Here is a 12854-nt window from a genome sequence, read left to right as displayed (position 1 = left end):
AAATATATTATGGAAGCTACAGAGAGTTTGTAGCTTCCATAATATATTTACCTTTTTAAATTTTTTCTTGCAGGCATTAGTTCTTTCTCCTTATAACCAGTTTTTGAAGATTTACTATCCATGTTTGCATCATATGCAGATTTAATTTCATTGCTTATTTTTAGATTTGTCTTGTTTCGGTTTTTATCCATTTTATGCCTCCCCAATAAAATATACTTCATTATTAGTCTTGGCAAATGAGTTTTTTTAATGCACATTAGTGTACAAAAATAAACATTCTTTTGGTTTTAAATTTAAGTTTTTATACAACAAAACTGCATAACATAATCAATTATGAATGAAGCTATGTCAAATTATTTGGAGAATGTACAACTAATATTTTAACTTTTTTATTTGTGAAATTAGCCCAGTTATGGGGAGTGGTTGACATCATATGAATAGAATCACCTGGATACAATTCATATTTTTTATCATGTAGATAGAGAGTCAAAATTCCTTCTAATACATATACAAATTCTTCACCTTTATGGTTGTAACAAGTGATTTCTTCATCTTCTTTATGAGGAAGTATTTCAATTAGTCTAGGTACAAATGATTTATCATATACATTTGTAGTTAGTAAGTAGTGTATGAATCCACTTTTATCTACATCGAGTACAACTTTTTCATAACTTCTTAAAATTTTAATATCTTTTTTTTGGGGTAAATCAAAAAAATATGTTAATTGAACATCGAATATATTAGCTATTTTTTCTAAAGAATCTACTGCAATAGTTGTTAACCCTCTTTCTAGTTGTGATAAAAAGCCAATAGATAGATCGCATTTTTCACTTAGTTCTTTCAGTGTCATTCCATTTTTTATTCGTAAGTTTTTTATTTTACTTCCAATATCCATGTTTTCACCTCATTTTGATAATAATTACTATACACAATATTATACATCATTTTTGTGATTAGCAATATACAGTTGTGAATTTTTTTTACAATAATGAATTTTTAAATTAAGAAATAAAACAATAATTGCCATATAATTTTACTATGAGGAAACAACAAAAGATAAACAGGGTATTATTGCGATGTTTTGTTTAATTTATACATGCACGTATTCATTATTATGAAACAGATTTAATATATACAAAAAAATATTATTTGATGTGTTTTATTTTATCATAAAAAATAGTATAATATAAGTATAAAATTGATTTCATATATATGAAATCAATTTTGTAAGGAGGGATTTTTTGAAAACTGGAATTATAATGAACATTCAAAAGTACTCAATACATGATGGACCGGGTATACGTACTACAGTATTTTTAAAAGGCTGCCCACTAAATTGTTGGTGGTGTCACAATCCTGAAAGTCAATTAAATAATTGTGAAATTATGTTTTGGAAGGATAAATGTAAATTGTGTGGTGCTTGTATAAAAGTATGTCCGCAGGGAGCTATAGAAATTAAAGATAACAAATTAATTACGGATAAAAATAAGTGTAATGTATGTGAAAAATGTGTAGATTTCTGTATACATAATGCAAGGGAAATTGTTGGGCAAAAAATGAATACAAGCCAACTTATGAAGGAAATACAAAAGGATGAGGTTTTTTATAATGAGTCAGGTGGAGGAGTTACTTTTTCGGGTGGTGAACCTTTGCAGCAGCATGAATTTTTAAGCTACATGTTAGACGAATGTAGAAAAAAAGGCATACATACTGCTGTGGATACATCAGGTTTTACATCATGGGATATTTTAAGTAAAATAGCTGATAAAACAGATTTATTTTTATATGATATAAAGCATATGGATGATGATAAACATAAAAAATATACTGGTGTTTCAAATAAAATTATATTAGATAATCTTAAAAAGCTTTCATTAAGGCATAATAATATTTCTGTGAGAATGCCTATTATACCGGATATAAATGATGATTATGAAAATTTAAATAGGACTAAAGAATTTTTATCCACAATAAATGTTACACAGATAAATTTATTACCTTATCATAAAATAGGTATCGATAAGTATAATAGAATTTTTAAAGAGTATAAGCTTTTGAATATTGAGGAACCTTCAAAGGAAAAAATGTCGGAAATTTTAAAAAGCTTTTGTGAATTAGGAATAAAGGTTAAAATAGGAGGATACTTTATATGAATGAAAGAGTTTCAAAATTACGCCAACAGAGTGTAAATGCTATGCCATATATTTCAATGGAGAGAGCAAGAATAGTAACTGAGACTTATAAAAAATATCAAGGGACGGTATCTGTACCTGTCCTAAGAGCATTAACTTTTAAGAATATAATGGAGAATAAGAAATTATGTATCAACGATGGTGAGCTTATTGTTGGAGAAAGAGGAGAAAGCCCTGCAGCTACACCTACTTATCCAGAATTATGTTGCCATACTATTGAAGATTTAGAAATAATGGATAAGAGAGATAAGATTTCATTTAAGGTAAGTGATGAAGCAAAGAAATTTCAAGAGAATGTGATAATACCATTTTGGGAAAATAGGGCAATGCGCCACATAATTTTAAACGAAATGGATAAAGAGTGGTATGATATATATGAGGCTGGTATAATTACTGAATTTATGGAGCAGAGAGCGCCTGGACATACTGTTTGTGATGATAAGATTTATAAGAAAGGTTTTTTAGATTTTAAAGCTGATATAAAAGCCGAATTAGATAAGCTTGATTTTATAAATGATATGGATGCATACCATAAAAAATCACAATTAGAGGCAATGTATATATGTTGTGATGCTATAATAACTCTAGCTGAAAGATATGCTTCTTTAGCAGAAAAAATGGCACAAGAAGAAAAGAGAGAAAAAAGAAAAAAAGAACTTATTCACATTGCAGAAAATTGTAGATGGGTTCCGGCACATGCACCAAGAACATTTGAGGAAGCACTCCAAATGTACTGGTTTGTTCACATAGGAGTTATAACTGAATTAAATACATGGGACTCATTCTGTCCGGGTAGGTTAGACCAACATTTATATCCTTTTTACAAAAGAGAAATTGAAGAAGGAAGTTTAACGGAAGAAAAAGCTAAAGAACTTTTGGAATGTTTTTGGGTTAAATTCAATAATCAGCCAGCACCTCCCAAAGTGGGAATAACACTGGAAGAGAGTGGTACGTATACAGATTTTTGCAATATCAATATTGGAGGGCTTACAAAAGAGGGGAGAGATGGAGTTAATGATGTGACGTATCTTATTCTCGATGTAATAGAAGATATGAGATTACTTCAACCAAGTTCTAATTTGCAGGTTAGTAGTTTGAATCCAGATGAGTTTATAAAAAGAGCATGTAAAATATTAAAAACTGGTTTTGGTCAACCTTCAATATTTAATGCAGATGTTGTAATTCAAGAAATGTTAAGAGTGGGTAAGTCAATTGAAGATGCTAGATGTGGTGGTACAAGTGGGTGTGTAGAAACTGGAGCCTTTGGTAAAGAAGCATATATATTGACTGGATATTTAAATTTGCCGAAGATACTTGAAATAACATTGAATAATGGAATTGATATTGAAACGGGGAAAAAACTTGGATTAGAGACAGGCGATCCAACAACCTTTGAAACTTATGAAGAATTATTTAATGCTTATAAAAAACAGATAAAGCACTTTGTAGATATAAAGATAAGAGGTAATCAAATTATTGAAAAGTTATATGCTGATAAAATGCCAGCTCCATTTATGTCAGTGGTTATAAGTGATTGCATCAAAAAGGCTAAAGATTATAATGCTGGTGGCGCAAGATATAATACTAGATATATTCAAGGTGTTGGAATAGGAACAATAACAGATTCGCTTACTGCAATAAAATATCATGTTTATGACAAGAAAAATATTGGTATGGAAGAAATGTTAAATGCACTTAAATATAATTTTGAAGGACATGAATTAGTATATAATTTAGTACGCAATAAAACACCTAAGTATGGTAATGATGATGACTATGCAGATGATATTATGCAGTCTGTATTTAATGCATATTATGATGCTGTTGATGGGAAACCAACTGTTAATGGTGGAATATATAGAATAGATATGCTTCCTACTACATGCCATGTTTATTTTGGGAAGGTTATGGGAGCTTCTCCAGATGGTAGAAAAGCGCATGAACCTCTTTCGGAGGGTATATCTCCGTCTAAAGGAGCTGATAGATTAGGACCTACAGCTGTTGTGAAATCAGCATCTAAAATGGATCATGTTAGGACGGGAGGAACTCTGCTGAATCAGAAATTTCTACCAAGTGTGTTTGCAACAGAGGAAGGTTTAGATAATTTAGTACATTTAATAAGAGCATACTTTAAACTTGGAGGACACCATATTCAATTTAACGTAGTAGATAAACAAACACTTATTGCTGCTCAAAAGGAACCTGAAAAATATAAAAATTTGATTGTAAGAGTGGCAGGGTATAGTGATTATTTTTGTAATCTAAATAAGGTTTTACAGGATGAAATTATTAATAGAACAGAGCAAAGTTTTAACTAATAAAAATTGAAATAATAGTGGAGGAAAATAATATGGAAAAGATTATTGGATTTATTGGTTGTGGTAATATGGGTAAGGCGATGATAGGAGGATTGGTTAAATCTAAATTGGTAGAATCAGATAGTATTATTGTATCCGATAAAAATAAAACTAGTTTAGAGCTTGTACAAGAGGAATGTGGTATTAAAATAGCAATGAATAATAGAGAGGTTTCAAAAGTTGCTGATATTCTGATATTATCAATTAAACCTAATATATATACAATGATAATTGATGAAATAAAAGATTATGTAAAAGATGAAGTTATAATAGTAACAATAGCTGCAGGAAAAGCTATAAATGATACTGAAGCAAGATTTGCGAGAAAATTAAAAGTAGTTAGAGTAATGCCTAATACGCCTGCACTTGTAGGAGAAGGAATGGCTGCTATTTGCCCAAATGAAAAAGTATCAGAAGAAGAAATTAAAGAAGTAATTAGTATATTTGAAAGCTTTGGTAAAGCTGAAATTGTAGAGGAAAAATTGATAGATGCTGTTACGGCAGTAAGTGGTTCTTCTCCAGCATATGTATTTATGTTTATTGAAGCTTTAGCAGATGGAGCGGTGTTAGAGGGGATGCCAAGGAATAAAGCATATAAAATGGCTGCACAAGCTGTACTTGGTTCGGCAAAAATGGTGCTTGAAACAGGAAGGCATCCGGGTGAACTCAAGGATATGGTTTGTTCTCCAGGAGGAACTACTATTGAAGCAGTTTCTGAATTAGAAGAAAAAGGATTTAGAGCTGCTGTTATTTCAGCTATGAGAAAATGTGCAGATAAGTCGAGGAAAATGTCAAAGTGAACTTGTTTTGCTAAAACAAAATATTCAATTTCCTATGTATAGAAGTTGAGTCTTGCAGAATTTATTAAAAAATATGCGTAAATTACTCAGTAATTTACGCATATTTTTTAATAAGATTAAATTTTTCTTGTTTTATTTTTTAGCCACTGTTTTTCATCTTCATTCAAATAAATTGATAATTTATCATATACTTGTTTGTGATAATTATTCAACCAATTTCTTTCTTCATCTGTTAGCATAGTTACATCTATAGCTTCTATATCAATAGGACAATACGTTAGTGTTTCAAATTTCATAAATTGACCAAATTCTGTTTTTTCATCGTTCACAACTAAAAGCATATTTTCTAATCGAATTCCATGTCTATTTTCTTTATATATTCCAGGTTCATTAGTGACAACCATTCCTTCTTCGAGCTTTATATCATTTGGTGCTAGACTTATTCTATGAGGCCCTTCATGTACATTTAGAAAAAAGCCAACTCCATGTCCTGTACCACATTTATAATCTATTCCTTGTTGCCAAATAGGCATTCTAGCAATGATATCTAAATTTGAACCGGTTGTACCATACAGGAATTTAATCATACTTAAGTCGATCATTCCTTTCAACACTAGTGTGAAATCCTTTTTTTCTTCTTCACTTATATTACCTAAAGATATAGTTCGAGTTATATCAGTAGTTCCATCAAGATATTGTCCACCAGAATCAAATAATAAGAATCCTTCTTTTTTTAGTTTATATGTGTTTTCTTCAGTAGCTTTATAGTGCATCATAGCTGCATGTTCTTTGTATCCTGCTATGGTATCAAAACTTGTATTCATAAATAACTTTTGCTGACTTCTAAAATATTTTAATTTCTCTTCTACGGTAATTTCTGTAATTTCTTCTCTTTCGATATTTTCTTCAAGCCATTTCATAAATTTTACCACAGCAATGCAATCTCTTATTTCACAATTTTTCAAGTTTTCTATTTCGACTGAATTTTTTATTGATTTCAATTTAGTTGTTATATTTAATTCTTCAACTTTTTTCACGTTTGGTTTTATTGAACTATAAAGCCAAAAGTTAGTTTTTGAAGGATCGAAAATGATAGTTTCATTTTGTTCTATTTTTTCAATATATTCTTTTATTTCGTTATAGTGTTTGATAATAACTCCATCTTCTTCTAGTTTACCTTTTGTAATATTGTTTACTTTATTTGTATCAACAAATAGAAAAGCATTTTCTTTTTCGATTAAGGCATATGATGTAACTACTGGATTATTGTTCACATCATTTCCCCTTATGTTAAAAAGCCATGCAATATCATCTAGTGAGGATAAAACATAATACTGTGCTTTGTTTTTAGTCATATTTTCTCTTACCATGGCTAGTTTTTCGATTCTAGATTTACCAGCATATTTAACATCGTGATCCATTATAGGATTATCGGGTATATCAGGTCTGTCGTTCCAAATCGCACCAATTAAATCATAATCGCTTTGAATTTTAATATTCTTATTCATAAATTTTTTCTGCATTTTTTTAACTGCGGCAGTTGAAAAAACGCGTCCATCAAATCCTATTACAGAGTTATTGAAAAGAATTTCATTTAGCCAATCAACATATGATGGTACGTCAGGTAAACCTTCTTTAAATAATTTTATGCCTGTACCTTTAAGTTGTTTTTCTGCTTGAATGTGATATCGTCCATCAGTCCATAATCCAGCTTCACTAAGAGTAACTACTACAGTACCAGCTGAGCCTGTAAATCCAGAAATCCACTGCCTGCATTTCCAATGTTCTGCTACATATTCACTTTGATGAGCATCAAAACTTGGTATAATATAGGCATCGATTGAATATTCTTTCATCAATTCTCTTAATTTTTGTAATTTTTCATTGATTTTCATACAAAATCCCACCCCTTTTGATGTAACATAGTTATTTTAAACAAATTGATTAAAATAATTATGTTTTTTATACTGTATTAAACAATAATATTATACAACATTTTTAGAAATATATATACATATATATGAATTTTTTTTATATATATGAATTATTGATATTAATGAATTGAATAATATAAGTGCGATTTTCATAGGAGATTTCACGTGAAATATATTAATAATTTCTACATATCAAAATTCATAATTATAAAATTTCATAATAACTTATATAAATGTATATTTAATTTTGCAACTAAATTTGACAAATCTTTTGAAAAATTTGTAGTATAATTATTAAAAGCAGATAGTATATGGTATGTTAACTGGAGGAGTAAGATGAGTACTGTAAAAGTTGCAATATGTCAAATGATTGTTACAGATAATAAGATGAAAAATATTGTTAAGGCAGAAGAAATGATAGTGAAAGCTTCTGAAAAAGGAGCAAAGTTAGTGGTATTACCAGAAATGTTTAATTGTCCTTATGACAAGAAGTATTTTGCAGAATTTGCAGAAAGTTATCCGTGTGGTTGTACAATTAAAATGTTATCCAAAGTATCTAAAGAAAATAAGATTTATTTGATTGGGGGTTCTATACCAGAAAGAGATAGTGAAGGGAGAATTTATAATTCAAGCTTTATATTTGACAGTAATGGCAATCTTATAGGAAAACATAGAAAAATTCATTTATTTGATATCGATATAGAAGGAAAAATAAAATTCAAAGAATCTGACACTTTACATGGAGGAAATGATATTACAGTTTTTAATACGGAATATGGCAAAATAGGAGTGGCTATCTGTTATGATATTAGATTTCCAGAGTTAATAAGACTTATGGTGTTAAATGGTGCTGAAATTATAGTAATTCCTGCTGCGTTTAATATGACAACCGGTCCCGCTCATTGGGAAACTTTATTTAAGTGTAGAGCACTGGATAATCAGGTATATATGTTAGGATGTGCTCCAGCAAGAAATGTGAATGCGTTTTATATATCTTATGGGAATTCAATCATTACTGATCCATGGGGATGCGTAATAGGTAGATTGGGTGAAGAAGAAGGAATTTTGATTCAAGATTTGAATTTGGATAGAATAAAGAGAGTAAGAGCAGAGTTGCCCTTATTAAAGCATAGAAGAACAGATGTATACTAATAAGTCTTACAATGCATAATAAGATTAGTGTTGTGTTTGTAATTAGTGAGTTTGATTGGAGATGATGGAACAAATATGAGTTATGATAATATACAACTAAAAAGAAAAGGTAATTTATCGTACATTGATTCTTTTGATATTGAAGATGTGTTTCACTATACAAATATAGAATCTTTAGAAAAAATAATATTATATAATAGCTTCAAGATTACAAATTGTAAATATGTTAATGATAAAACGGAATTAGATTATTCTATTGCTTTGATTGAAAGGTTATTTAACACTAAAACTGATTTTAAAAATATATCACAAAAAGGTATGATTGATATAGTAAACTATATTAAAAATAGATTCGAGGAAAGTTACGTTTTAAGTTTTTCGGTAAAAGATGATTCATTGGCGTTGTGGGGAAATTATTCAGAATTTGAAGGATATAATTTAAATTTAAATATTAACAAAATCATTAATAAATTTGATTGTGGCAGTGTTTATATATTGAGCAATTATACTGATAAGAATGATGATTATGAGCTAATTCAAATAAATGCTCTAAAAGATAGTATTTCGGTGTGTTCTGGAAGAGTAATCTATGATTCATGTAAGCAAGAACAGATAATTATTGATATATTTACTACTTTAGACGACTTTTATAGAAAAACAGCAGAACAAAATATTCAACTATACAAATCGGAATTAATATGTATTTACAATGAATTAGCAAATTTTAGTCAATTATTTAAAGATCCATGTTTTGAACAGGAAGAAGAGTATAGAATAATATTTACTGTAAAGGATAATCTAGATGTGATTAAATTTAAGAAAAGTAGAGGAGTGTTTATTCCATATATAGAAATAGCTTTTAGAGATGATAATAATAAAACAAAAAGAGGACTACCTATAGAAAGCATTACTATTGGACCTAAAAACAACATGGATATTGCTGCTAAAGGGCTTAGAGGATTTTTGAGAAGTAATGGTTATAAAGCATATTTAGAAAATGAAATTGAGTATGATTGTTCTGAAAATGTTATAATAAAGAAATCAAAAATACCTTTAAGATATTAGATAAAAGGTTATCAATAATGTTGACAAATTTACTTGGGTTTGTTATTATAATTAAAGTAGAGTAAATTACTCGGAATAAGGATGTGATTTAATGAAGTTGTCTACTAAAAGCAGGTACGGAGTTAAAGCTTTGGCGGATTTAGCACTTCAAAGTTCTTCTGAACCTGTTACAATAAAAAGTATTTCTGAAAGGCAAAATATTTCAGAATATTATTTGGAACAGTTATTTGCTATACTACGAAAGGCAGGACTTATTAGGAGTATAAGAGGAGCACAGGGGGGATATGTATTAAATAAATCGCCTGAAAATATTACTGTAAAGGAAATTATAAGTGCTTTAGAGGGACCTATAAGTGTATCAGCATGTTTGACTGAGGAATCATGTGAAAACATTAACGATTGTCCAACAAGATTACTATGGAAAAAAATCAAAGAAAGTATTGATTTAGTAACATCAACAACGACATTGAAAGATATTATTGATGATTATAAAGAATTCAGTAAGAAAAGGAGCGAATAGCAATGAAAAAAATTATTTATATGGATCATGCAGCAACAACTTATACTAAACCAGAAGTTGTAAAAGAAATGATGCCATATTTTACAGAATATTATGGTAATCCTTCTTCTATTTATTCATTTTCGCGAGAGTCAAAAAAAGCAATTGATATTGCAAGAGAAAGGGTTGCAGGTGCAATTAATGCTGATGCGAGTGAAATCTATTTTACTGGTGGTGGATCAGAAGCAGATAATTGGGCTATAAAAGGTATTGCATTTGCACATAAAGATAAAGGAAATCATATTATCACTACTAGTATTGAACACCATGCTGTTTTGCATGCATGTGAATTCTTAAAAAAGCAAGGATTTGAAATAACTTATTTACCTGTTGATGATAATGGTATGGTGAGATTAGAAGATTTGAAGAATGCAATTACTGATAAAACAATTTTGGTAACCATTATGTTTGCAAATAATGAAATTGGCACAATACAACCAATAAAAGAAATTGGGAAGCTATGCAGGGAAAGGAATATAATTTTCCATACTGATGCTGTTCAGGCAGTAGGACACATACCAGTAGATGTCAAAGAAATGAATATTGATTTGCTATCTATGGCTGCACATAAGTTTTACGGACCAAAGGGTGTAGGTGCACTTTATATAAGAAAGGGAATTAAAATTGATAATTTAATCCATGGAGGAGCTCAGGAGAGAAACAGAAGAGCTGGTACAGAAAATATTTCTGGTATTGTTGGATTGGGTAAGGCAATCGATATGGCAGTTAAAAATATGGATGCTAATTCAAAGAGAATAAGCAAGCTAAGAGATAAATTAATTGATGGATTATTAAAAATTCCACATACTATATTAAATGGTGCAATTGGAGAAAATAGATTACCAGGAAATGTTAATGTATGTTTCAGGTTTATTGAAGGTGAGTCTATACTGTTGCTTTTAGATATGAATGGAATATGTGCTTCTAGTGGAAGTGCCTGTACATCAGGTTCGTTGGATCCATCTCATGTATTATTGGCGATTGGATTGCCACATGAAATAGCACATGGTTCATTGAGATTGACATTAGGTGATGAAACTACGGAAGATGAAGTGGATTATGTTTTGGAAGTTGTTCCCAAAATAGTTCAGAGATTGAGAGATATGTCTCCACTGTGGGATGACTATTTGAAGAAGGGAGAGTAGGAGAAATGATATATAGTGAAAAAGTATTGGAGCATTTTAATAACCCAAGGAATGTAGGAGAAATACCAGATGCTAATGGTATAGGAGAAGTTGGAAATCCTCAGTGTGGTGATATAATGAAGATATACTTAAAGGTTGAAGACAATATAATAAAAGATGTTAAATTCAAAACTTTTGGGTGTGGATCTGCAATTGCTTCTTCAAGCATGGCAACAGAATTAATAAAAGGAAAAACATTGGAAGAGGCTTGGCAGCTTACAAATAAAGCAGTTGCAGAAGCACTTGATGGACTTCCACCTGTAAAAATGCATTGTTCTGTACTTGCTGAAGAGGCTATACATAAAGCTATAAACGATTATAGAGAGAAAGCTGGTTTAGAAGTATGGGACTATAAAGAACATGATGATGTTCACAGTATTATATAATAGTATTAGTATATTAATACTGATGTAAATAGGGGTTATCAGATTATGAAAAAAGTAGTTTCCAAAGCATTAAATATGTTTTATTGGTTTTAATAATTTTGGTAACCTAAAGTAACAATGAATAAAATATAGGAGATATGCTATGAAAAAAAGAGTTGTTATTGGTATGAGCGGAGGCGTTGATAGTTCTGTGGCAGCATATTTGCTTAAAGAACAGGGATATGATGTAATCGGTATAATGATGAAATTAACTAAGGATGATTCTGAAATTGTAAATACTGAGGGGGGATGTTGTTCTTTATCTGCTGCTAATGATGCAAGAAAAATAGCGGATTTATTAGATATACCATTTTATGTTCTTAATTTTAAAGAACCTTTTAAGATAAATGTAATTGATTATTTTATTGATGAGTATATTAAGGGAAGAACGCCAAACCCATGTGTTATGTGTAATAAAACTATTAAATTTTCTCGATTATTAGATAAAGCAAGAATGTTAGGTGCAGATTATATAGCAACAGGGCATTATGCTGAAATAGTAAAGAAAAATGATAGATATGTATTAAAAGTAGGTAAAGATAAAAGGAAAGATCAGACTTACATGCTTTATTCTTTAAATCAAGATATATTAGAGCATACGTTGATGCCGTGTGGGCAGTATACTAAAGAAGAAATAAGGGAAATTGCTGAAAAAATAGGAATGCATGTATCATCAAAGAGAGACAGTCAAGAAATTTGTTTTATTCCAAACAAAGATCATGGTGATTTTATTGCTAAAAATTCTAATAAAAAAATCAGACCAGGTAATTTTGTTGATAAGCAAGGAAATATATTGGGTAGGCATAAAGGAATTGTGTATTATACTATTGGTCAAAGGAAGGGTCTTGGTATAGCAGTTGGCAGACCAGTATACGTGATTGATATTTTACCGCAGAAGAATCAAGTGGTTTTAGGAGATGAAGGCGATTTATTCAAATCAGAATTGATTGCTAAAGATTTAAACTTTTTACCTTTTGACAGCCTTAAAGAAAAAATGAAAGTAAAAGCCAAAATAAGATATTCAGCAAAACCAGCGCATGCTGAAATTGAGCCTTTGAGTGATGGAACTCTTCATGTTAGATTTGCTGAAAAGCAAAGGGCGATTACTAAAGGTCAATCTGTTGTATTTTATGATGGAGATTATCTTTTAGGTGGAGGAATAATTGATAAAGTTCTATAATTTATA

At 29.9% G+C, this 12854-nt stretch carries 12 protein-coding genes; 9 read left to right on the top strand and 3 right to left on the bottom strand.

The features are described from left to right. Window positions 1-47: 47 nt before the first annotated feature. Window positions 48-191: a hypothetical protein gene (locus CLTEP_RS14815; protein WP_161938338.1), complete on the bottom strand. Its 144-nt coding sequence runs from the start codon at window positions 189-191 to the stop codon at window positions 48-50. 152 nt (window positions 192-343) lie between these two features. Beyond that, window positions 344-895, bottom strand: a complete 552-nt coding sequence (locus tag CLTEP_RS01800; protein ID WP_066821649.1) for a helix-turn-helix domain-containing protein — start codon at window positions 893-895, stop codon at window positions 344-346. 346 nt (window positions 896-1241) lie between these two features. Between CLTEP_RS01800 and CLTEP_RS01795 the strand changes: the two genes are divergently transcribed. The 3 genes from CLTEP_RS01795 to proC are packed head-to-tail and all read left to right on the top strand — an operon-like array spanning window position 1242 to window position 5349. Then, window positions 1242-2153: a trans-4-hydroxy-L-proline dehydratase activase gene (locus CLTEP_RS01795; RefSeq protein WP_423230721.1), complete on the top strand. Its 912-nt coding sequence runs from the start codon at window positions 1242-1244 to the stop codon at window positions 2151-2153. Continuing rightward, window positions 2150-4510 carry a trans-4-hydroxy-L-proline dehydratase gene (gene hypD, locus CLTEP_RS01790; protein ID WP_066821646.1) on the top strand — a complete coding sequence of 787 codons (2361 nt, stop codon included), beginning with the start codon at window positions 2150-2152 and terminating at the stop codon, window positions 4508-4510. The genes CLTEP_RS01795 and hypD overlap by 4 nt, the downstream gene beginning before the upstream one ends. 32 nt (window positions 4511-4542) lie before the next feature. Next, the gene (proC, locus tag CLTEP_RS01785; protein WP_066821643.1) at window positions 4543-5349 is read left to right on the top strand and encodes a pyrroline-5-carboxylate reductase; all 807 of its coding nucleotides are present in this window, start codon (window positions 4543-4545) and stop codon (window positions 5347-5349) included. Window positions 5350-5465: 116 nt separating this feature from the next. On the opposite strand, the gene CLTEP_RS01780 is transcribed toward proC, so the two are convergent. Further along, window positions 5466-7244: an aminopeptidase P family protein gene (locus CLTEP_RS01780; RefSeq protein WP_066821640.1), complete on the bottom strand. Its 1779-nt coding sequence runs from the start codon at window positions 7242-7244 to the stop codon at window positions 5466-5468. Window positions 7245-7619: 375 nt separating this feature from the next. Between CLTEP_RS01780 and CLTEP_RS01775 the strand changes: the two genes are divergently transcribed. The 6 genes from CLTEP_RS01775 to mnmA all read left to right on the top strand — a co-directional run bounded on the left by CLTEP_RS01775 (window position 7620) and on the right by mnmA (window position 12848). Next, window positions 7620-8435 (top strand): carbon-nitrogen hydrolase family protein, encoded by an 816-nt coding sequence (locus CLTEP_RS01775; protein WP_066821637.1) that lies wholly within the window; start codon window positions 7620-7622, stop codon window positions 8433-8435. Window positions 8436-8510: 75 nt separating this feature from the next. Beyond that, on the top strand, window positions 8511-9500 hold the full coding sequence (locus CLTEP_RS01770) for a DUF2971 domain-containing protein (RefSeq protein ID WP_066821634.1): 990 nt from the start codon (window positions 8511-8513) through the stop codon (window positions 9498-9500). Between the two features lie 91 nt (window positions 9501-9591). Further along, complete coding sequence (locus CLTEP_RS01765) at window positions 9592-10020, top strand: RrF2 family transcriptional regulator (protein ID WP_066821631.1); 429 nt, start codon at window positions 9592-9594, stop codon at window positions 10018-10020. A 2-nt stretch (window positions 10021-10022) separates the two neighbouring features. Beyond that, a complete protein-coding gene (nifS, locus tag CLTEP_RS01760; protein WP_066821628.1) occupies window positions 10023-11204 on the top strand; it encodes a cysteine desulfurase NifS in 1182 nt (393 codons plus the stop codon). A 5-nt stretch (window positions 11205-11209) separates the two neighbouring features. Then, the gene (gene nifU / locus CLTEP_RS01755; protein ID WP_066821625.1) at window positions 11210-11629 is read left to right on the top strand and encodes a Fe-S cluster assembly scaffold protein NifU; all 420 of its coding nucleotides are present in this window, start codon (window positions 11210-11212) and stop codon (window positions 11627-11629) included. Between the two features lie 142 nt (window positions 11630-11771). After that, window positions 11772-12848 carry a tRNA 2-thiouridine(34) synthase MnmA gene (gene mnmA, locus CLTEP_RS01750; RefSeq protein WP_066821623.1) on the top strand — a complete coding sequence of 359 codons (1077 nt, stop codon included), beginning with the start codon at window positions 11772-11774 and terminating at the stop codon, window positions 12846-12848. The last annotated feature ends 6 nt before the right edge of the window (window positions 12849-12854 follow it).

Source organism: Clostridium tepidiprofundi DSM 19306 (assembly GCF_001594005.1).
GTDB lineage: Bacteria > Bacillota > Clostridia > Clostridiales > Clostridiaceae > Clostridium_AC > Clostridium_AC tepidiprofundi.
The sequence above is the reverse complement of the archived record's forward strand: the minus strand, read 5'-3'. Positions and strand labels throughout refer to the sequence as shown.

Excerpts from the sequence above, each read along its gene's own strand:
- CLTEP_RS14815 (WP_161938338.1), bottom strand. The coding sequence starts at position 191 with ATGGATAAAAACCGAAACAAGACAAATCTAAAAATAAGCAATGAAATT.
- CLTEP_RS01800 (WP_066821649.1), bottom strand. The coding sequence starts at position 895 with ATGGATATTGGAAGTAAAATAAAAAACTTACGAATAAAAAATGGAATG.
- hypD (WP_066821646.1), top strand. The coding sequence starts at position 2,150 with ATGAATGAAAGAGTTTCAAAATTACGCCAACAGAGTGTAAATGCTATG.
- proC (WP_066821643.1), top strand. The coding sequence starts at position 4,543 with ATGGAAAAGATTATTGGATTTATTGGTTGTGGTAATATGGGTAAGGCG.
- CLTEP_RS01780 (WP_066821640.1), bottom strand. The coding sequence starts at position 7,244 with ATGAAAATCAATGAAAAATTACAAAAATTAAGAGAATTGATGAAAGAA.
- CLTEP_RS01775 (WP_066821637.1), top strand. The coding sequence starts at position 7,620 with ATGAGTACTGTAAAAGTTGCAATATGTCAAATGATTGTTACAGATAAT.
- CLTEP_RS01770 (WP_066821634.1), top strand. The coding sequence starts at position 8,511 with ATGAGTTATGATAATATACAACTAAAAAGAAAAGGTAATTTATCGTAC.
- CLTEP_RS01765 (WP_066821631.1), top strand. The coding sequence starts at position 9,592 with ATGAAGTTGTCTACTAAAAGCAGGTACGGAGTTAAAGCTTTGGCGGAT.
- nifS (WP_066821628.1), top strand. The coding sequence starts at position 10,023 with ATGAAAAAAATTATTTATATGGATCATGCAGCAACAACTTATACTAAA.
- nifU (WP_066821625.1), top strand. The coding sequence starts at position 11,210 with ATGATATATAGTGAAAAAGTATTGGAGCATTTTAATAACCCAAGGAAT.
- mnmA (WP_066821623.1), top strand. The coding sequence starts at position 11,772 with ATGAAAAAAAGAGTTGTTATTGGTATGAGCGGAGGCGTTGATAGTTCT.